Below are 22,098 nucleotides of genomic sequence, written 5' to 3'. Positions count from 1 at the left end.
AGGAGAATTGGATCGAGGTTTTTCAATCACACAAAAAAGACGCAGCCCAAAGCCGCGTCTTTATTATTCTCATATAACCAACAGTTAATTAAAACAGAATATTCAAACCCACAGTCACATTCTGCGTCTTCAAACTTTCACGATGCTCATACGAATAATCAACCGAAGCCTTCATGCGGTCATTGACCTGATAATCCACACCCGCGCCAATCTCAATCGCATTCTTATCCGCTTCAATCCCACTCGTTTTGAACGGCGTCGAACCCACCGATTGGAATGATGACTCCACAACCACCGCATCATTCACCAAATCACGCTTATACGCAAACAATGAATTAATCTTCAACTGCTCACTATACGCATACTCCGCTTTCATCCCCACCATAGCCGTCAACATATCATTATCAAACGAATCAACATCAAGGTTCAGCGCTCCAGCCTTCGATTCACCATACGATTCCTGCCTGAAATACGTATACGTAAGCTGCGCATTCGGGATCAATACAAGTCGCCCATCCGCCGACGTAAAATCATACGACGCGCCAACATAATTCGTGAACGTATGCGACATCACATCATCCGCCTCAGCTGTACGCCCAAGTGACGTCTCACGCTTGTAATCTGCCAACCCCATCGTATAAACCGACCCGCCTTCTATTTTCCAGTTAGATGGAGCATAAGCAAAATATCCACCAAACATCATCGCATCCAGATCCGTCGATCCACGCGACTGATTCGCATCGATATCCGCATGCGCAAATCCAAACGCGACACCCATCAACACATCCTCACTCATCCGATCCAAACCCACCAACGTACCTGCTGCACGCGACGTATACCCAACAATCCCATCCTTATCATCCTGCTCAGTCAACGTGCCAAATCCCGATGTCCAGAATTCATATCCATCCTCATCTCGCATCGATGGTCCAGAGAACATCATCGCATAGATTCCCTCATCACCCGCCGATGCCAACGCCGATGAACCCACCGCTTGCGTCCGAACCGTCAACGTCTTTGCAAACGACGAACTCGTATCCGCCGCTGCATTCACAGATGCCACCGACTGCTCAGGACTAATCTTATCCAGCTCTTCCACCAATTCTTCTTCACTCATGCTCTGGAACGCCGCCAAAACATCACCCGCATCCCCCGTTGCGTCCTCATCAAATGCACGCTGCAACGATTCTGCAGCTTGCTTCGCAGGAGTATCCGCATACGTCTGCAATTCCTCAAACGCGCTTGCCGTAATGATCAGATCATTGCCATCAATGGACAACTCAGATTCAAACTCAATCAACGCCGTATTCGGAATATAAATCAAATCTGCAACATCACCCGATGCATCAATCGTCACCCCACCTGTCGTATCGATCAACGTGTAAGTCTTCAATCCTGTAATCGGTCCATCCAAATCAGCCTTAATCGTCGCACCCTCTTTAAGTGTCGCCGAAGCCGCTTCAATCGTGTTTGAACTTCCATCACTATTCAACCGATAGTACAACCCGCCATCCGCTTCAACGGTCAATGTATCTGTCTTAATCGTTTGGCCAACTCCCAGCATCCCGTAATTGACTTCAATCGAATCAAACATATTACGCTCAAACGTTTCATCATAACTATCCGCCAAACTGAGATGCCAAACCTCATCTTTCGTGGACCCCGTACCCGTATCTTGCGACACAACCAGTCGCTCCACATCATAAAGATTATCTGAGAACGTACCGTTACCACGTAGCGTCAACACGTCTTCTGTTGTTTCACCATTAAAAGCAATCTCCCCAACAATGTTCGCGCCCGTTGATAGCGTCACCGAATCATCCGCATCAGCCGCACCACTATACAGTGCAAATCCAACATAAGTCGGATCCGTCGAGACCGCCGAGATCGTGCCCGTTACATTTCCCAAGTTAATCCCATCCGAACCATTCACTGCGATACCATACGCCCCTTGGCGTCCAATCACATCAATCGTCCCAGCCATTTCATTCGTGATCGTCACCCCATCATAAGCCTCAATGCCGTTAGCGCCCCACCCATCACCACGTACTATAATCCCGCCGGTACTACCCACCGAATCAATCGTCACATCACCATCTGCAAAAATACCGCGTGCATATGAACTATCAGACACATGTCCCGCATGCACCTCAATACGGCCATTTAATGCATCCTGCATATCAACATTCACGCGTGCCCAAATCCCCATCACCGTATTTGAGCCCGCAATGCGCGCCGCATGATCCGCATCCGACTCACCCACACGTTTGCCATTGATAATAATCTCACCATCCATATTCCCTGCCACGATCACCGAACCCAACGCCATCAACCCTTGCGTCTCACGACCCGGGCTCGTCACATCAATGCGGCTCGTGCTCGCCACCGACCCAATCGTCAAATCACCACCCGAATAAATACCATGCGTCCGGTATCCAGCCGCCAACGTATTCTCAACCGTGATATCGCCCGCCATCTCCCCAGTAATCTCGACCACACGTCCATCAATACCCGCAACTACTTGACCCGATCCAAACTCAGCCGAACCAACCACATCAATCAAGCCTGTGTCACTGAACGAACCAATCGTCAAGTTCGCATCACTAAACAGACCTCTCGCATCACCACCCGCAGTATTAATCAAAATATCCCCAGCGAGCTCGTTATGAATATGCAAATCACCAAGCGCATTAATCCCCACCACGCGATTACCCTGACCATTCACCTCAATCAATCCCGACTCTGCAAACATACCAATATTCACCGCCTCACTCGCGTAAATACCGTATGCATTAGAGCTCGTACCACTCAAACCAGTATTGACTTCAATACTGCCACTAAGCGTACCATGAATCGTCACGTTTTTCACAGTATGCATACCCGATGCATTCGAAGTATTCGCAATTCGTGCGAGATGATCCGACTCGGATTCACCATCGCGCCGCCCATTAATCACAATCCGACCAGCCATATTTCCACTACCCCCCGGCCCAATCGTGATATCACCAAGATTCGTCTCAATACCGCGATTAATACCACCCGGCCCATCAACACTGATCAACGCCGTACTCGCAATCTCATCCGCAACAATCGAATGCCTCGAATATATGCCTCTTAGATTCGTATAACTAGCCGTCGTGTTATCACTGCTCACATAAATCTGACCCGCCAACGTATTCAGATCAAGCACACTCGCTGGATTAAGACTCATAACCCCAGTCGCGCTCGTACTAGCCGCGGTGCTATCCGAGTGCACCATCAAGATACCAGCCGCATCCATATCAAACGTATTCGTACCAGCATTATTGAATTCAAAAGCTTGATGGTGATCCGCATTGATCTGCAAACGCACCTTGCCATCAAAATCAACCGCCGCCACCTGATCCGTTTGAAGCCAACGTGTAAAGCTAGGCCCGCCCAACGAAAGACCATAAGTTCCCTGGGGCCCCGCACCACTCACCGTTGATGCCACCACCACATTCAACGGCCCACCCGCCGTGATATCAATCGCAAAATTTGGCCCAACACCATTTTGCCAATCCCAGTTACCGCCACTATCATCAACCCAACCTGCATGCAGGCCCGACCCCATCACCATCGAACAAAAAGCTGTTAATAACGATACCCGCGAAAATCTGACTGGTGACATATCATCCTGCCTATTCAATTGTTTGTCTTGCGCCCGTACAACACAGCACACAACAACACAGTGCTATTAAAAATGAGAACGTGCACGTCGTAGCCACAGCGTACCCGTAACTTCGTCCATATAATTCAGGATCAATATCGTGCGACTGGCCTAGCAACATCACACGACCACGTTATTAAAACCTCATTGACCAAACTCACCAGCGTAGCGCCAATCCCGCCTCAATACACACGTCATTATCAGACCCGCCACCCAATCCCTCTCCCCATAACACCCGATAACTTCTCAGCCTGCACCGCCCAACTCTCCCTATCACCCATCCCCTCAGCACACCCACATCACATAACACCATCAAATATTGTGATCATGGATATTGAGTACTGCTTACTAGCAATAGTATCTTTCCCCTTATTACATTACTTTTACATCTACTTTCATAGCAATTTATAGGCAGGTATTCATCTACCCGTACAATCAATCATTCAATCCCGGCGATCTGCACAATCTACTGCTTATCCAGCTATTGTCTGAATTCATTCAATCTGACATCTCATCATCACAAGGACCCGATCATGAAACGCTTAATAATTGGCATCATACCTTTCCTTATATTATCTACATATTTGCAAACCAGATTATTCGCCGAATCATACACCCCCGATAGCGTTATCGCCTATTGGCGTTTCGAAGACGGCACCACCAACAACACGCTCCCACAACCGTCCACTGCATACGACTTCACCGCCGTCGTCTACGACGAGTCCGGCAACGGCAACCACCTTTCCTCATGGCCCGGCTCAGACGAAGCCATGAAATACGACGCCGATACCGACCACAGTAAAGTCCCTCAATCCTCACAACGCAACAACAACGCCATCAAAAACAACGGCATCAAACCCAAACTCTTCACCAAATCCACCACCTCAAACCCCTCAGGCGCCGACATCGAAACCGCCGATTTCTCCAACTTCACCATCGAAGCAAGCTACAAGCCTCTACTCAACAACCAATTCCGCACCATCGTCGGCCGAGACGCCCAACTCAGCACCACAAACATGCTCGCCTCACTCTACCTCCAAATTACATACGACAACCGTTTCAAAATCCTATTCGTCGACCACGATGGCAACGCACACGTAGCACAAACCGCCGCAAACTACGTCACAACCTCAAAATGGTATCACCTCGTCGCCACAAACGATGGCAGCAAACTCGAACTTTTTCTCTACGACGATGACAACCAAGAATACACCGCCATCGCATCCACCACATACAGCAGCTCAAACTCCAACATCTACATCGGATCAAAAATCGGCACAAACCTTTGGCATCCCGGCGGCTGGACGGTCGGACGCGGCCTCTACAACGGCATTCACACCGACTACGCCAAAGGCCTCATCGATGAAGTCAGAATCTCAAACGCCGTCCTCCCTCAATCCCAATGGCTACAAAAAGCCGACACCGCCTTTACCGACACCTCATGGATCAACCCCCGACTCCCCGACACCGCGACCAACGAAGGGCTCGCACCCCAACGCTCCATCGTCAAACTCGGCAGCACATACTACGGCGCTAAAAACATCGGCCCCGTATACCCAAACAATAACTCAAGACTCCAACTCCTCCAAAGCACCGACGGCCAAACATGGAGCGAAAAAATCATCATCGACTTCCTCCCCGATAACAGCGTATTCCACGACATCGCTCTCTGGGCCGGAACCCTCCCCAACGAAACCAACCCCTGCATCCTCATCGCGCATGGCACAAAAAAAACCACTGACCCCGATAACAACCCACAAACCGACAATAACCAATCCGAGTTCACCATCAATCTCATACGCATCGACAACCTCAACACCACACCAACCTATCACCACTTCGCAACAAGCATCGACTCAAACGCCACCAACAAATTCCTCGGCTCACCCTTCATCCATCAGCTATCCAACAACACACTCCAAGTCTATTACGACTATGAATTGCCCAACTCAAACGATCAACACATCGTCATGAAAACGTTCACCATCAGCAGCACATACCTCACCCCTTCAAGCTTCCGCATTATCGCCGCCCGAGCCCCAAACAACCAACTCTCACGTGACGGCATGCCCACCGTCACCACACTCCGCAAAGATCCACGCAACAACGGCAACGACACCCTCCTACTCGCTTTCGAAAGCATCAACGAATACACCTTCAAAAAACGTATCAACGATACAACCCACCACAACACAATCGCCTACAACAACGTCATCCGCGGCATCATCGGCTACAACGGCGGACAAACCAATAACGACTGGAATGACAATTGGAACAACGACAATCGATTCATCATCTATCAACCGACAAAACTCGATAACCTCGGCCGACCCTACAACGCATACAACCCACACATCGCCAGACTCGGCAACAACGCCGGCCCCGCCGTCGTTGCCTTCCTCACCGATGAGGCCATCAATTCATCCGATTGGCCCGCCGATTTCTCCTATCAACCCGTACACCACAGACGTGGCCAACTCCAATTCACCTACTCAACTGATAACTTCAACACCTGGTCCTCGCCCGCCAACATCCACCCCGGCAACACATCCGATGGCTCCAACACCTCATACTTCACAACCCTCTTCCTCCAAGAAGACGGCAAACTGCTCAGCACACTCGACCTCTTCAACAGCCACCGCGTCTTCACATTCACAAAATAACCCCATTCAAAAAATAGATCACAATCTCCCTACAAAAAGACGCAGCAATCTCGCTGCGTCTTTTCAATCTCCCACAAAACCCATACCAAATTGCTCACAAAACAAAACGCGCGCACAAATCCGATCCCCCCCTATCAAACACACACAATTCCCGCACTTTTCATCTCATTTTCAATCAAAACCAACGACTTTCTTCCCATTTCTCGCGCTTTTCAATCACCGCACCATAAGGGAAAATCACGAAAATCGAAAAACCGTGCGCACAAACCCAGCCCACATTTTTCATAACCCCTTATTTTTCACATGCGATTTCACAATCCCAATCATCAACCCGTCTAATCCGCGCATAGCCACTTTTTTTTCAACCCATATTTCACACCTCAAATTTTCGACTTCCAATCAAAACGTGCGCACAAAAAAACCGCGATGTAAAATACATCGCGGTTTTTCATCTTGTTTTTATTCAAACTTACGCATTGTAAGCCGCTTCAAACGCCGTCACACCAACGCCCTGCTCTATCGCAAAGCCCTGTGCCGCTAATTCAACTTCCATCGCCGCAAAACATGCCAGCGTGTCTGCAAAATCAACATAACCCATGTGTGAAATCCGGAAAATCTTACCCTTCCACTTCGCGCCGCGGCCGCTCTGACCACCCGCAATGTGAATCCCATGATTATCACGCAAACCCGCACGGAATTTGCCATCAACAACCCCTTCAGGGTAATAAACACCTGTCACTGATTCAGATGGGCTGTCGCTGATGAGTTCTAAACCCATCGCAACAAACGCTTCGCGTGATGCTTTTGCCAACTTCTTGGTTTCAGCGATCTTCGCGTCAAGGCCATCCTTCAAAATCAACTCACAGGCAACCTTCTGACCGCGGATCAAAGCGACCGGCGGCGTGAACGGCACATCATTCTTCGCATGACTTGCAACCCACTTACGCAGATCCAAGTTGTATGCAGGGATATCGTGTTCGATTTCGTCCAAACGCTTCAGTGCACGTTTGCCTAAACCAACGTAACCCAAACCTGGCGGCAACATCATCGCTTTTTGCGAACCGGTCACTAAAGCATCAATGCCCCAGTTATCCATTTCACATTCGAATGCGCCAACGGAGGTGATGCCGTCGACGAGCAACAGCGCGTCGGTCTTCTGTGCCAAAGCTGCGATCGCTTTAACATCACTCGCGGTCGCGGTTGATGTATCGCTGTGGCAGATGGTGATGACGGAGACGTCTGGGTTTTCGTCGAGTGCTTTTTTGATCTGATCGACGGGAGCGGCTTTGCCCCAATCGAAATTGATTTTGATCTGTTCGATGTTCAGGAATTTGCTGTAAACATCGTAAACGTCCTGCCAGCGCTCGCCGAACTTACCACCTGCACAGGTGATGACTTTGGAATTTGGTTTTACGAGGCAAACTTGCGCGGCTTCAAAAGCGGTGGTGCCTGAGCCGGCGATAGAGAGGACGGGGCCTTCGGTTTTGAAGACTTTTTGCAGAAGTGCGGAGAGTTCGGCGAAGATAGCCTGAAACTCTTTGGTGCGGTGGTGGATGATTGGCTTGGCCAATTCGGCGAGGACTTCTGCAGGGACGGCGGTTGGGCCGGGAGTCAAAAGACGCTGCTTAAGTTCTGTAGCAGTCATGACTTACCTTCTTTCTTCCGATTCGTGGAGAAATTGGGTGAATGAATGTATCGGGGGTTGCGTACAGATACAGACCCCGTCAAAGAGTGGTCAAATTACCACTCTGCCGGACCTCGGTCAAACGTCGGTCACTTTGTTATAGCGCAAGCTGGAAGTGAAATCACAAAGCCAACCCGAAAAAACAAGTATATAAGTAAGATTCTGATTTCGCCGTCGCTGATCAAGATTCAGCTGCGGAGCGGATATATTTCATGAAGTGGTATTAAGTGTTGCAGTGTGACTATGGAACCTCAGCATGTGTTGAAATTAAGATAGCTATTTTACGAATGGTGGGTGTTATTTCATCATTTCCGATTCATAGCAGTGGTATTCGCTTGTGTGTATCTGCTGCATGTTTTGCTTGCCGTTCGGGGTTGAATTCGACTCATAATCCTGTCTCTAAATCGGAGTTCTAACTCATGTATAGATTTGGATTGCTCATGATCGGCTTTTATATGTCAGGATTAGTTGCGATGGAAAGTTTACGAGCTGCGGATTATCCGATCGTGCCAATTGCATTTGATGAAGTGCGATTGACAGATGAATTTTGGTTACCGCGATTGAAACTACAGGCGGAAGTTTTGTTGCCGCATTCGATGCAGGAGGCGCAGGTTGGTGTGGCTCATTTGGAGGCAGCGGCGAAGTTTAATCGTGGCGAGGACGTGCCTGGGCATCGGCCTCATCCGTTTGTTGATTCTGACTTATATAAGGTGATGGAAGGCGCGGCGTATTTATTGAAGCTGAAGCCCGAGAAAGCGTTGGAAGCAGAGATGGATCGCATCATTGATATTATTGGCGAGGCGCAGCTTGAAGACGGGTATTTATATCCATCACACATTACGGGCGCAACGAAGCGTCATTCTCATGACGGGATGGGTGACAGGCCATATAGTTTTGTGATTTATAGTCATGAGCTATACAACATGGGGCATATGTATGAGGCGGCGATTGCATATTACCAAGCAACGGGGAAAGATAAGTTCTTGAAACTATCTGAGAAGAATGCGGAGCATATCAACAAGGTTTTTTTTGAGGGTGATCGTGATTACAACGGGGGCAAGCCGGTGAATCAGGCCCCGGGTCATCAGGAAATTGAACTGGCTCTGGTCAAGTTGTACCGAGAAACGGGGAAGCGTTTATACCTAGATATGGCTAAGAAGTTTTTGGATATTCGAGGCGTGACGTATAAGCCTTCAGAAGCGGGATTAAATCATGATGAATATGCACAGCAGCATCTGCCTGTTCGAGATCAGCGTGAAGCGGTTGGGCACGCGGTACGAGCGGTGTATATGTACGCGGGTATGGCGGATGTGAGCGCGATACTGGGGGACTCGTCATTGCAGACATCGCTACAGGAGATTTGGGGCGACATTGTCAATACACGGATGCATATTACGGGTGGTTTGGGAGCTGTGTATGGGCATGAGGGGTTTGGGCCGCAGTATGAGTTGCCGAATTATGATACCTATAACGAGACGTGTGCGGGTATTGCAAACGTGATGATGAACTATCGTTTATTCTTGATGACGAAGGAAGCGAAGTATCTAGATGTTGCGGAAGTATCGTTATTTAATAACGTGCTTGCGGGAATGAATCTGAAAGGGGATCGGTTTTTTTATGTGAACCCGCTATCGACGGATGGTGAGCGAGCGTTTAACCACGGGCACAAAGGTCGCGCAACGTGGTTTGGTACGGCGTGTTGCCCATCGAATCTGGCGAGATATATCCCGCAAATATCGGGGATGATTTATGCGGTGGATGATGATGATTTGTATTTAAGCTTGTATGCGAGTTCGGAAACGACGGTAGATATCAGTGGCGTGACGGTTGGTGTAAAGCAGCAGACGGCGTATCCGTTTGATGGCAAGATTTGTTTGACGGTGAACCCCGCGAACAATGGGGCAAAATTTTCAGTACGGATGCGAATCCCGACTTGGGCTGGTAACAAGCAGTTTGTGCCGGGCGAGCTGTATCATTATGCAGATGTGATGGAGAAAGATATTGAGATAAAGATTAATGGCGAGTCAATGGATTTTAATGTGCAAAACGGCTTCGCGGTGATTGAACGAGAATGGTCAAAGGGTGATGTTGTTGCGCTTGAGTTGCCGATGGATGTGCGTAGCAACGAAACGATTGAGCGTGTGAAAGCGAATCGAGGGCGTGTTGCGTTTACACATGGACCGTTGGTGATGTGCGCGGAGGGGCTGGATCAAGATTTTAGTTTTGATGTTTCACGTTTGTATTTTGAAGACATGCCGAAGATTAAGGAACGCCAGGCGCAAGTTGGACACCTCACGCAAGGGGTGGAAACAATTCAAGCACATCTGCGTGGTCAAGCTTTGACAGCTGATGGCCAAGGCATGGAAGATCGCAAGGTCCGATTGATACCGTATTACGCTTGGAGCAACCGCGGATTGAGTTCGATGGCGGTGTGGATGCCGCGAGAGAAGTCGTTGGCATCGTTGAGTTCGAACCCTTTGAATGTTGATGGTGAATACAAGAAGCTAGAGGCGTCGTATACACATGCGACAGATACGGTATATGCGATCGGAGATGGTGATACACCGAATGGATCGCATGAGACGTCGATGAGACGATGGACGAGCTGGCCGCAAAAGGGTCAGGACCAGTGGGTTGTGTTAACGTTGAAGGAGAAGAAGCCCATCCGGAGTGTTGGTGTGTTTTGGTTTGATGATATTAAGAACAACGGTGGGTGCGCGGCGCCTGCTGATTGGTCGGTGGAATACTGGGCCAATGGGGGCTGGAAACCGTTGCATACTTACATTACCAGCGGCTATGAAACGAAGCTGGATCAGTTTAATTATGTCGATGCGCAGCATGCGTTTACTACAGAGAAGATTCGCATTCAGATGAAGGCGCAGCCTGAACGTGCAATGGGAATCCTCGAAGCAAAATTAAAGTATGACTAACGTTTGTGGGTTCGTTTATGAGGTTTTGCGGTTGCGGCGGGTGAGGAGGATGAGCGATGAGGTTGCGAGGAGTGCGGTGGTGGTGGGTTCGGGGATTGGGGGGAGGTCGCCGTCGAATGAGGCGAGGTTTTGCTGAAGGTTGCCTTGCATGGAATCGAGAATGATCTGACCCCAGATGACGCCTTGGCCGTTGGTGAGTGAGGCGTTGGGTGCGAGGACGGAACCTTGGACACCGATGCCTTGAAGGGTGAGTGAGGTTGCGTCGGCGAAATTGAAGAGGACGTTTTGGCGGATGGATTCGAAGCCGAAGAGTCCCATGTTGGTCATGCCGGCGGTGTCGCCGGTGACGTTGATGAGGACGGTTGCGTCTTGGGCAACGTTGTTGAGGTTGAGGGTGTGCGAGTTGAGAAGATCTGTAGCGTTAAGGTCGAAAATTTGCAGTGGGCTGGTGTTGTCACCGCTGAGGGTGATACCGCCCCATTGCTGGATGACTGAGCCGTTGGAGGCGAGATGGGTGAGTTGGGTGGCGTAGTTTGAGAGTGCGGTTTTGGCGGCATTGAAATCGATGGGTGAGGGTGCGCCTTGGAAATATTGGCCGTCGATTGATGCGGATTGAGGGATGTTATTTTGAGAAGGTGGTGCGGAGATGATGGCGTTACCGTGATAGATGTGGCCGCTGTTGAAGTTGAGCGAGCCACCGACGACGAGGACGTCGGAGTTATGGGCGATGTCGGTTGGCGTGAGCTGATCGCCAACAGAGTAGTTGGAGATGACGAGATCGCCTCCAACGGCGAGACGGCCTTGAGTGTCGGAAGTCAGGTTTGCGTTTCCAAAGACGAAGGTGTTGTAGTCACCTGCGATGGGCAAAGGCGCAGCCTGGGTCAGTGATGTGGCTATTAATGTGATAGAAGCGGCTAATGCGCACTTCACAAAAGTGGTGGGTCTGATCATCTTCTCCTCCTACAGATCGATGATTAGGCAGCATGCAATAAGCTGGCATGCGTGACTAGATTGTTAATGATTCTCGCGTACTAAAATTTAAGATATTTCTGAAAATGAGCCAATTTATGCAAGCGATTGTAGTGTAATGAGGGCGTGATGCAATGGTTTGTAACGATTAGGTCAGGATTCATTTTGTATACGGAACTTACAAATGGTAATGGGGATGTTAAAGGGAAAGAAGGGACAGCGTGGAGAAAAAATGTCTGTGGAGGTGGTTGGGATAACACCCCACCACCGGCGGTGGCGGGCTTGAATAAGGTGATTTTTGAGCGATGGAGAGATCAGAAAGAAGATAAAAGGGGGGATTTTTTTTTTTGGGGGGGGGGATCAGGGGGGGGATGGGGATGTGGCGAGATGGAGGACAAGGTCGTCGATGGAGGCAAGGTGTTCGATGGGGGCATCGGCGGCGTGAGGGGGGGTGGGCTGATTAGAGATGATGTAGGCGCGTTCAATAGTGGGTGCGGAGAAATCGAGTTCGGTGAAAGATTCGGGTGTGAGGATGTCGTGGAAGAAGTGGCGGAGCTGCTTGTCTTTGAGTTGCTGTTCAAGAGCGGCGGGGTTATCGGATGTGAGGATATAGAGACGATAGATGGGGCGGTTGAGTCGCATGAGTGTGGCGCGGAGTTGCGGGATGTGCAATAGATGGGGATTTGGCGGCAGCACCTGGTGCGCGTCAAAGATGAGGACTGTTTTGGAACGTGACATGTTCAATTATGTGGGCCTCGTGTGGGAAGTGTAGTGGGAAATTATGAGGTAGATGATGCGGGGTGGCAAGTGGTGAGGGTGGATGGAGTCCTGACTAGGTGAAGTGCTTATAATAACAGATGGCAGGGTGTGAAGATGTGTGATGGGGATATTGGGAGGCAGTTTCAGATGGTAAAAACGATTGGTTTATTGGGGGTTCACTGTGTGGTTGTGATGGGGTTGTCGCCGTGGGCGTTTATGACGGTGATGGGGCTGTTTAATCCGGCGGTTTACGGGGAGGATTTTCCTTGGCTGCTGGTGCCGTTGGTTTCGTTGCCGGCGGCGATTATTGGGCAATTATTCATCTTTTATTTAACGGTGCCATTGGGGATTGCGTTGTGGTTGCTGCATTTGGGTTTGTGGCGTGTGCTATTGCGATTTGAGGAGGGGTACTGGGCGGTGCGTGCGTGTTATCTGGCTTACTGGCTTGTCATCGGGGTCATCCTTGCAGAATTTCTTGATGCTTTTGCAAGCTTGGAGATGACGTTCACGGCTACATTGACGGCGGGTGCGATGAGTGGATTGGTTGCGGCGGGTACGGTGCTGGGCGTACGGAAATTGGTGCGCAAGGTTGAATGGGCGATGCGTGAGAAAAACGCTGCTTGATTGCGGGCAAGGGAGAAAGATCGTTGTTCAATAATGGGGGAGGGATTAGAGGAGGTCGAGGGCTTGAGCGGGGGTATCGACGACAGTGAAGAGGTTCATGTGTTTGGGTTTGGCAAATTTCTCGTCGACGTAGTGCTGCATGAGTTTGATGAAGGGGTCGTAGAAGTTGTTGGTGTTGATGAGGATGATGGGACGGTCGTGGTATTTGAGGTAACGAAGCACCATGATTTCGGTGAGTTCTTCGAGGGTTCCGATGCCGCCGGGGAGGATGATGAAGGCGTCGGCTTCGGAGTCCATGAGCGCTTTACGTTCGCGCATGGTTTGGGTGACGACGAGTTGGTCGGCATCGGTGTAGGCGATCTCGATGTCTTGCATGGATTCGGGGATGACGCCAAAGAGTGTTGCGCCGGCGGATTGTGCGGAGCGTGCGACTTCGCCCATGAGTCCGACTTTGCCGCCGCCCCAGACGAGGGAGTGGTTGCGTTGGCCGATGAGGGAGCCGAGGGTTTGAGCGGCGGTTTTATAGGCGGCATCAACACGGTCGGAAGCGGAGCAGAAGACGCAGACTTTTTTGCTGGTGGACATGGCGGGGGAAACCTCTGGGGTGATAAGCGGGTGTACGAAAGGAATATGATAGCGTGTGGGGCTGGAGTGGGCATGTGGGGAGAAAGAGGTTGGATGAAAAGTGTGTGGTGCGAAGAGGTGTGGCCGATGAAAGGGAGATAGGGTGATGGGGATGAGTCTTATCGTGCAGTGATTGTGAGCTTGTTGCCTGATATGAATGCGAGATGAGCCTTGAATTCACCTGATGAGCCAATTGGATCTTCTGGCGAAGAAGAGCGGGTTGAGGGAGGAGAAGGTGAGGTTGCGTCCGAGCGGCACAGTGCTGTGGGTGGCGTGATTCGACGTCTGTGGGGTGTGGTGAGTGGGGTGGTGTTGTTGATTGGAATCGGGGCGATGTTGGGGACGATATTGGGGTTGGGTAATCGATATAACCATATATTAGACTTGATGTCGAACTTCCGGTTGATCTACGCGGAGATACTGGTGTTGAGTGTGATTGTCATGGGTTTACGGCAGCGTTGGTTCTGGTCGAGTTTGATGCTGCTGTGTTTACTGATCAATCTTGGGTTTATAGCGCCGCTGTATTTACCGGCGGCGAAGAGTGTGGCGAATGCGACGGTTGAGGAAGGGGCGCGGGGACTGCGGCTGCTGCATGTGAATGTGCATAATCGGAATATGGATTACGAGCAGGTGGGTAAGTTGATGGAGGAGAGTGATGCGGATCTGATTTTTCTGCAGGAGGTGAATACTTGGTGGTTGATGAATTTAGAGGGGTATTTTGAGGGATATGATTTACACACGCCTCGGCCACGATCGGATGCATTTGGGATTGCGATGTTTGTGAAGCGTGGGCAGAGTGATGAGTTTAAGTTGATTGATGCGGGGCTGGCGGACATGACGGGGGGTTATAACATTCCGGCGATCGAGGCGACGGTGAGAGTGCAAGGTCAAACGTATTCGGTGTTGTCGTTGCACACGTTGCCGCCGATTGTGCCGATGGATGTGCGGACGTGGGCTGGGAGCTATGCGTCGGTGAGGAATGAGCAATTGGTGAGGGCGTTTGAATGGGCAAGGAATCAGCCGTTTCCGCCGGTATTGATAGGTGATTTAAATGCGACTCCGTTTAGTCATCCGCTGAGTGAGTTGATGAACCCTGAGGGTGAGGTGCCGGTGCTGGTGTATTCACAACAAGGTTGGGGCTATGCGGGGACTTGGCCGGCGCAGTTTCCAAGCTGGTTGAGATTGCCACTGGATCATTGTCTGGTGTCGCCGAAGTTGTCGGCGGTTGACCGCCGGCTTGGGCCGCAGATTGGGTCTGATCATTTGCCGCTGTACGTGGAGATTTTGCCGCTGGAGCGGATGAATGAAAGGCTGCCGCCGTTACCGGGGCGGTGAGGATGATTGAGAGATAGATTGGAGCGAGAGGCATTATCTGAGAGACAGGGGTTGTGCAAAAAAAGAGATGGAATATGGGCTGATGAGACATTGTTGACCGATGTGGCGATTGTGCGCGGATTGCGCTTGTAAGTTTGTGAATGGTTGTTAGATTCGTGGGTTGTGATTCACGTCTGGTAGCGTGGGTTGCGGTGACTTGATGCATGAGAAAAAACGTTCGGCCTAGCAGGCTAAGGATGTTCATTTGGCAACGGCAACAGAGACGAAACGGAAGACAGATGGGGAGAGCAAGGATGTCGTGCGCGAGAAACAAAGTGGGGAGGTGAGCAGCACGGGAGGGATGGATATTGATTACACGACTGGGGAATTGGTTTGGCGGATGGTGAAGTTGGCGTGGCAGTATAAATTTCACGCGGTGCGGCTGCTTGTGGTGCAGCTGGTGTTGTTGGGCGTGATTATCTCGACGCTAGGCCTGACAGGGTTGGGTGTGGACATTATTCAGAAGGGGTTTAATGCTGAGGCGAAAGATCCGCAGTATCCGTTTGGTATTGCGCCGCCGGGGGAGTGGGGGGCGCTGCAGATTGTTTGTGTGTTGGCAGGTATTGTATTTTTGCTGGCGGTAGGTCGGTTTATACTGGAGCGTTTTGCGACGGTGTGGAAGTCGCTGTTGGTGCAAACGATGGTGGTGGATTTGCGGTCGGCGGTGTATGACAAATTGCAGCGGCTATCGTTTCGATTTTTCGATGCGAACGAGTCGGGGTCGATCATCAACCGCGTGACATCAGATGTGCAAGGTCTGCGGATGTTTGTGGATGCGGTGTTGCTGGAGGTGATCATTATTGGGTTGTCGCTGGCGGCGTATGTGGTGTTTATGTTTCAGATTCATGTGGGTCTGACGTTGGCGACGCTGGTGAGTACGCCGGTGGTGTATTTATTGGTGGTGTTGTTTTCGAGAATGGTGCGTCCGGCCTATCGGGAGAATAGACGGCTGTTTGATGGGGCGGTGAGGGTGTTGTCGGAAAATGTGCAGGGGGTGCATGTTGTGAAGGGGTTTGGGTTGCAGGGGGAGCAGCGGAAAGTGTTTGGGCGGGCGAATGATGAGGTTGCGGCGCAGAAGAGTTATATTTTTCGGGTTGTATCTTGGTTTGTGCCGGTGATCTCGTTTTTACCGTCGGTGAATATCGCGGTACTGCTGGTGTATGGTGGGTGGTTGTATATTCATGATGCGTCGTTCAATATTGGGACGGGGCTGGTGGTTTTTGCGGGGCTTTTGCAACAGTTTTCGGACAAAATTCATTCGATTGCGCAGATCGCGAATGGGATGCAGCGGTCGCTGACCTCAGCGCAGCGTGTGTTTGAAGTGATGGATACGCCGATCGAGATTGAGAGTGGAAAATGCGCGAAGAGAATTGATCGGGTTGCGGGGAAGGTGACGTTTTTCAATACGTCCTTTGGGTACGGAGAGAATGAGGGGGATGAAGATGCGCGGGTACTTAATGGGGTAAACTTTACGGCTGAGCCGGGGGAATGTGTGGCGGTGTTGGGGGCAACAGGATCGGGAAAGAGTACGATGCTGTCACTGATCCCGCGGTTTTATGACCCACAGGAAGGGGCGGTGCTGATCGATGATACGGATGTACGGAATGTGGATTTGTTTGATCTGAGACGAAACATCGGGATTGTGTTTCAGGAGTCGTTTTTGTTCTCGGATACGGTGGCGGAGAATATTGCGTTTGGGCATCCGGAGGCAACGCGGGAACAGATCGAACAGGCGGCGAAGATCGCGCAGGCGCATGAGTTTATTGTGGGGTTAGAAAACGGGTACGACACGAAGCTGAAAGAGGGAGGGAACAATCTGTCGGGTGGTCAGAAGCAGCGGCTGGCGATTGCGAGAGCGTTATTGCTGGAGCCGCCTATTTTATTGTTAGATGATCCGACGGCGGCGATTGACCCGGAAACCGAGCATGAAATTTTGAGCGCGATGGATGCGGCAATGAAGGGGCGGACGACATTTGTGATTGCTCATAGGTTGTCGACGCTGCGGCGTGCGGATCAGATTATTGTGCTGGAAAAGGGGAAGATTGTGGAACAGGGGACGCACGGGGAATTGATGGCGAATGGCGGGCATTACAGGACGGCGGCGGATCTGCAGATCGCGGATCCGAGGTCGCGAGAGATTTTAGGGCTGGTTTCCCCCGGAAGTTAGGCCTCTGCCCTCCCCCGAACCCCCGAAAGTTGGGCCCATGGGGGTTGTAGGAAAGAAAGGGGTCATTGATTGGGAGAACACCCCCGCACCGGCGGTGCGGGGCTTGATGGACACAACCAAAAAGCGCTGCAATTCAAGGGCGGGATTGAAAAATTAATTTTACGAACAGGGGGGGGAGGGCGGGATTGGAAATTGAACTTAACGGATAGGGGAGGGAGAGGTGACGGATATGACAACAACGACAACAGCAACGGCGGTGAAGACGGGGACAAACGAGGCGGACAGATCTAACAATCAATTAGGTCTGGATGATTTGGTTGCGCTGCAGAAGTTGGAGGAGGTGAAGGAGCGGCCGCTGTCGATGGGGTTGATCATGCGGCTGTTGCAGTATACGAAGCCGTATGCGAAGACGCGGAATTGGCTGCTGGTAACGGTGTTTTTAAGGGCGGTTCAGTTGCCGCTGTTGGGTTGGTTTGTGGGATATATTATTAAGGGGCCGATTGAGCAAAAGGATTTCAGTGGGACGGTTTGGTATACGGGCGGTTTTTTGGTGTTATCGTTTCTGACTTCGATTGTGTTTCATTTTCGGATGAAGCTGGCGATGATGCTGGGTGAGTTTGTGGTGCATGATTTGCGGGAACAGATTTTTGCGCATCTGCAGAAGATGCCGATGCGGTTTTATGACCACACGAAATTGGGGCGGGTCATTTCGCGGATCACGTCAGATACTGAGAACGTGCGGATGGGGGTGCAGGATGTGCTGTTTGTCACGCTGGTCCAGGGGGGACAGATGCTGATCGCGGCGGGTGTGATGCTGTATTACGATGCGGTGTTGTTTTCGGTGTTGCTGGTGATGGCGCCGGTGATCTGGTTGATTACGGGGTATTTTCGGAAGAAGTTATCGAAGGCGTTTCGTGATGTGCAGGAGAGTTTTTCACGAATCACGTCAACGCTGGCAGAGAGCGTGAACGGGATCCGTGTAACGCAGGGGTTTGTGCGTCATGATGAGAATGCGCGGCGGTTTAAGGGTTTGGTAGAAGATCATTCGCAATACAACCAACGGACGGCAGAGCTGTCTGGGATCTTCTTGCCGCTGTTGGAATTGAACTCGCAGTTCTTTATTGCGATCTTGTTGGTGCTGGGTGGGTATCAGATTTTGGGGATGACGTATGCGGATCCGGGTGAACAGGCGGGCGAGTTTGGGTCGCTGGTGATCTTCTTCTTTATGTCGGGGATGTTCTTCTTCCCGATCGCGATCATTGGGCGGATGTATCATTTTTCACTGACGGCGATGGCGGGCGCGGAGCGTGTGTTTACGCTGCTGGATTTGAAAGTGGAGGCGATGGAGGATGAGGATGCTGAGGAGGTGGGTGAGATTGTGGGTGATGTGACGTTTGAGGGGGTTTGTTTTGAGTACGAGCCGGGGGTACGGGTGCTGGAGGATGTGAATTTCGAGGCGAAGCAGGGAGAAACGATCGCACTGGTTGGGGCGACGGGATCGGGGAAGAGTACAGCGATTAAGCTGATATCGAAGTTCTACTTGCCGACGGAGGGAGAGGTGCGGATTGATGGGATACGGGTTGAAAAAATTGAGACGGGTTCATTGGTGAGGCAGCTTGGGATTGTGTTGCAGCAGAATTTTCTGTTTACGGGGAGTGTGCTTGAGAATATCAGGATGGGGCGGCCACAGGCGAGCGATGCGGAGGTGTATGCTGCGGCGGAGGCGCTGAACTGTCTGGATATTTTGGAGCAGTTGTCGGATGGCTTACATACGGAAGTAGGCGAAGCGGGGTCTAACTTGTCATTAGGGCAGAGGCAGTTGGTGTGTTTCTGCAGGGCGATGCTGGCAGACCCGCGGATCTTGATTTTGGATGAGGCAACGTCATCGGTGGATGGGATCACAGAATCACGGATCCAAAAGGCGCTTGAGATTTTACTGGCGGGGCGAACATCGTTTGTTGTTGCGCACAGGCTATCGACGATCAGGCAGGCAGATAGGATTTTGGTTTTGGATCAAGGACGCGTGATTGAGGAAGGAACACATGTGGAGCTTCTGCATGAAGGTGGGACGTATGCGCATCTGTATAAGCAGTTTATTCATGCAACGAATTAATCCCCCTCCATCCCCCTCCTATTTTCCCCCTATTCCACTTCGTTTTCCCCTGCTCTCCCCTTGTCGCTACTGCAATCAGTCCTTGATTGGAGGAGTTGACGTTGATTGGTTATGAGGAGCGGGTTGAGGTGTGAGGGTGAGTTTGAGGATGAGGTCTTTGTCGGGTTGGATGTAGAGTTTTTGAGCGTAAAGGTCGCGACGTTTAACGCCACGGTCTTGGCTATGCGCGTGATAGAAGATGTAGTATTGGCCGGTAGGGTCTTGGACGACATCGCTGTGGCCTGTGCCGACAATGGGGTTTGGTGCGGAGGATGGATCTTTTTTGATGATGGGGTTGCTGGGGCTTTTGAACCATGGGCCGCGGGGTGATGGGGCGATGGCGTAGCCGACGGAATAGTCGGGGGTGAAGAAGCCGTTGGCGGAGTACATCATGATGTACCATTTGTCGACACGGAAGACGTTGGGGCCTTCATTCCATTGTTTGCCTTCCCATTTGCCGATGGGTTCGGCGCACCAAACGGGTTCGTTGCTGGTGGTGTCGTCTTGATCCCATTGGTCGGCAATACTAAGAAGATCGTCACTGAGTTTGACGACAAAGATTTCAGAACGTTTGTTTTCGCTGATATCGAGGACGTAGTAGAGGTAGGCGGAGCCGTCGTTGTCGATGAAGACTTCGGCGTCGATGATGGATTTGCCAACGCCAAAGAGGGGGATTTTTTGTTCGATGAACGGGCCTTGGGGGCCTGACTCGGAGATGGCGACACCGATGCGGTGACCTGCCCTGCCCCATGTGCCGTTGATCGGGCCGAAGGTGCTGTAGAAGAGGTAGAACTTGTTGTTCTTTTGAACGACGCAGGGCGCCCAATAATGTTTTTGGCCCCAACTGGATTCGGTTTTCTTGAAAACGAAGCCGAGGGATTGCCAATCGGTGAGGTTTTGGGATTTGTAGGCTTGGAAACCTTGTCCGGGGTCGGTGGTGCCGTAGGCGTAGTAGGTGTCGGCGACGCGGATGACGCAGGGATCAGGTAAGGCTTTGAGGACGAGTTGGCGGGTGTCGGTGAGGTTGATGGGGATGTCGGCGGCGAGGGAAGTGGTGGGGGTAAGCAGAGAGATGGCGGTGATGAGGAGGGCGTACAAAGGGTAAGAGGCGTGGCGGATAGAACTGATCATGGGGTGTATTGTGACGGAGAAAATGGGGAATGGCAATGAGGTAGGGGTAGTTGGAGATAAGGAAAGGCGGGGATTCTGACGTAAAACGGTGTATTCGTGCATTGATCGTACGAAAATCGTTCTGGGCGAAGGTATTGAGACGAGAATGTTTAATTCGCTTGAAGAGGCGGGTGAAACTACAATCGTGGGATGAGTGATAAGCCAACAGACAAGCGTTGTACCCTTCGCGATATCCGTCATTGGGCTCGTGATGATCATAAATTTCCGATGATTACGTGTTACGACGCGACGACGGCGAGGCATTTGTATGAGGGCGGTTGCCGTGTGATGCTGGTGGGGGATACGGCGGCGCAGATGATTTTGGGGCATGACTCGACGTTGCCTGTCCCGTGCGAGTTTATGATTCAGTTGACGGCGGCGGTGAGGCGTGGTGCGCCGAAAGCGTTGATTATGGGGGACATGCCGTTTGGGTCCTATCAGTGCAGTGATGATGATGCGATGAAGAATGCTTGCCGATTTTTGTCGCATGGGAATGCGGATTTGGTGAAGCTTGAGGTGGATATGACGCATGCTCCGTTGGTGCATCGGATGACACATGCGGGGATTCCGGTGGTGGCTCATATTGGATCGCGACCTCAGACGGTGCGTGCGATGGGTGGGTTTTTGTCGAGCGGCCGAACGAAACGGGTTGCAGACATATTGATTGAGACAGCGGAGACGATGATTGCCCATGGCGCGGCAGCGTTATTGGTTGAGGCGGTACCTGATGAGGTAACGGAACGGATCGTTGCGGCAGCGAAGCAGCCGGGGAGTGGAAGGCCTGTGCCGGTGATTGGTTGCGGTGCGGGGCCAGCGGCGCATGGTCATGTGGTAGTGTTCCATGACATTTTTGGGTTATCGGATTGGCAGCCGCCGTTTGCGAAGCCGATTTACAATATGGGCGAGAAGATTCAGGAGGCTGGGGCAAAATGGGTGGAGTTGGTTGAATCTGGCCGATATTTGAGAGATGGCGGGCCGTATACGATGCTGGACGAGAGTTAAGCGCAGTGGTGATTTGGGAGGTGGGAATAAATACGGCTTAAGTTGTTGTTTTCCAAGTAGATATTTATGCAGTGATCTTGTGCCAACGAGAAGCTGCTGGGATGTGGGTTATGGGTATGGCTGGATTGGGCATGCAAAGCTGTTTACGAAGAATTGCGAAGCTGCAAAAGTAAGCATTGCAAGGGCAAATCATGCAGAACAGTCTGGGGGTTTGATGCGTATAGTTTGGGTGCTGCATGCAAAAGTCTGCGGTCGACAGGGACAGGTTGGTCATTGGGATGTGATAAGCATG

At 51.2% G+C, this 22,098-nt stretch carries 14 protein-coding genes; 8 read left to right on the top strand and 6 right to left on the bottom strand.

Annotated elements, in window-relative coordinates:
* Nucleotides 1-88 precede the first annotated feature (88 nt).
* Entirely contained in the window at nt 89-3,649 is a 3,561-nt protein-coding gene (locus KS4_RS03215; RefSeq protein WP_145074543.1) for an autotransporter outer membrane beta-barrel domain-containing protein, read from the bottom strand.
* A 572-nt stretch (nt 3,650-4,221) separates the two neighbouring features.
* Between KS4_RS03215 and KS4_RS03210 the strand changes: the two genes are divergently transcribed.
* A complete protein-coding gene (locus KS4_RS03210; RefSeq protein ID WP_145074540.1) occupies nt 4,222-6,351 on the top strand; it encodes a LamG domain-containing protein in 2,130 nt (709 codons plus the stop codon).
* 469 nt (nt 6,352-6,820) lie between these two features.
* Here the strand turns inward: KS4_RS03210 and KS4_RS03205 are convergent, their stop codons facing one another.
* Complete coding sequence (locus tag KS4_RS03205) at nt 6,821-7,996, bottom strand: pyridoxal-phosphate-dependent aminotransferase family protein (RefSeq protein ID WP_145074537.1); 1,176 nt, start codon at nt 7,994-7,996, stop codon at nt 6,821-6,823.
* A 458-nt stretch (nt 7,997-8,454) separates the two neighbouring features.
* Here KS4_RS03205 and KS4_RS03200 point away from each other — a divergent pair, with 458 nt between their 5' ends.
* Nucleotides 8,455-10,965: a glycoside hydrolase family 127 protein gene (locus tag KS4_RS03200; RefSeq protein ID WP_145074534.1), complete on the top strand. Its 2,511-nt coding sequence runs from the start codon at nt 8,455-8,457 to the stop codon at nt 10,963-10,965.
* A 15-nt stretch (nt 10,966-10,980) separates the two neighbouring features.
* On the opposite strand, the gene KS4_RS03195 is transcribed toward KS4_RS03200, so the two are convergent.
* Together KS4_RS03195 and KS4_RS03190 are read right to left on the bottom strand one after the other, a co-directional pair.
* Nucleotides 10,981-11,916, bottom strand: coding sequence for a choice-of-anchor A family protein (locus KS4_RS03195; protein WP_145074531.1), 936 nt, complete (start codon nt 11,914-11,916; stop codon nt 10,981-10,983).
* A gap of 378 nt (nt 11,917-12,294) precedes the next feature.
* Entirely contained in the window at nt 12,295-12,672 is a 378-nt protein-coding gene (locus tag KS4_RS03190; RefSeq protein WP_145074528.1) for an HAD family hydrolase, read from the bottom strand.
* Nucleotides 12,673-12,840: 168 nt separating this feature from the next.
* Between KS4_RS03190 and KS4_RS03185 the strand changes: the two genes are divergently transcribed.
* On the top strand, nt 12,841-13,317 hold the full coding sequence (locus KS4_RS03185; protein ID WP_145074526.1) for a hypothetical protein: 477 nt from the start codon (nt 12,841-12,843) through the stop codon (nt 13,315-13,317).
* 45 nt (nt 13,318-13,362) lie between these two features.
* Here KS4_RS03185 and KS4_RS03180 read toward each other — a convergent pair whose 3' ends face one another.
* The gene (locus KS4_RS03180) at nt 13,363-13,902 is read right to left on the bottom strand and encodes an LOG family protein (RefSeq protein WP_145074523.1); all 540 of its coding nucleotides are present in this window, start codon (nt 13,900-13,902) and stop codon (nt 13,363-13,365) included.
* Nucleotides 13,903-14,112: 210 nt separating this feature from the next.
* On the opposite strand from KS4_RS03180, the gene KS4_RS03175 reads away from it, so the two are divergent.
* The 4 genes from KS4_RS03175 to KS4_RS03165 all read left to right on the top strand — a co-directional run bounded on the left by KS4_RS03175 (nt 14,113) and on the right by KS4_RS03165 (nt 19,595).
* Nucleotides 14,113-15,276, top strand: a complete 1,164-nt coding sequence (locus tag KS4_RS03175; RefSeq protein WP_145074520.1) for an endonuclease/exonuclease/phosphatase family protein — start codon at nt 14,113-14,115, stop codon at nt 15,274-15,276.
* A 244-nt stretch (nt 15,277-15,520) separates the two neighbouring features.
* The gene (locus KS4_RS03170; RefSeq protein ID WP_234698848.1) at nt 15,521-17,482 is read left to right on the top strand and encodes an ABC transporter ATP-binding protein; all 1,962 of its coding nucleotides are present in this window, start codon (nt 15,521-15,523) and stop codon (nt 17,480-17,482) included.
* 69 nt (nt 17,483-17,551) lie between these two features.
* Complete coding sequence (locus KS4_RS17455; RefSeq protein WP_200761517.1) at nt 17,552-17,773, top strand: hypothetical protein; 222 nt, start codon at nt 17,552-17,554, stop codon at nt 17,771-17,773.
* Entirely contained in the window at nt 17,712-19,595 is a 1,884-nt protein-coding gene (locus tag KS4_RS03165) for an ABC transporter ATP-binding protein (protein ID WP_145074517.1), read from the top strand. Before KS4_RS17455 ends, KS4_RS03165 begins: the two co-directional genes overlap by 62 nt.
* A 75-nt stretch (nt 19,596-19,670) precedes the next feature.
* Here KS4_RS03165 and KS4_RS03160 read toward each other — a convergent pair whose 3' ends face one another.
* On the bottom strand, nt 19,671-20,765 hold the full coding sequence (locus KS4_RS03160; RefSeq protein WP_200761516.1) for a glycoside hydrolase family 43 protein: 1,095 nt from the start codon (nt 20,763-20,765) through the stop codon (nt 19,671-19,673).
* Nucleotides 20,766-20,954: 189 nt separating this feature from the next.
* On the opposite strand from KS4_RS03160, the gene panB reads away from it, so the two are divergent.
* A complete protein-coding gene (panB, locus tag KS4_RS03155) occupies nt 20,955-21,806 on the top strand; it encodes a 3-methyl-2-oxobutanoate hydroxymethyltransferase (protein WP_145074511.1) in 852 nt (283 codons plus the stop codon).
* Nucleotides 21,807-22,098 lie beyond the last annotated feature (292 nt).

Source organism: Poriferisphaera corsica, assembly GCF_007747445.1.
Classification (GTDB): domain Bacteria; phylum Planctomycetota; class Phycisphaerae; order Phycisphaerales; family Phycisphaeraceae; genus Poriferisphaera; species Poriferisphaera corsica.
Note: the sequence above shows the minus strand (reverse complement) of the source record. Positions and strands in the feature narration are given on the sequence as shown.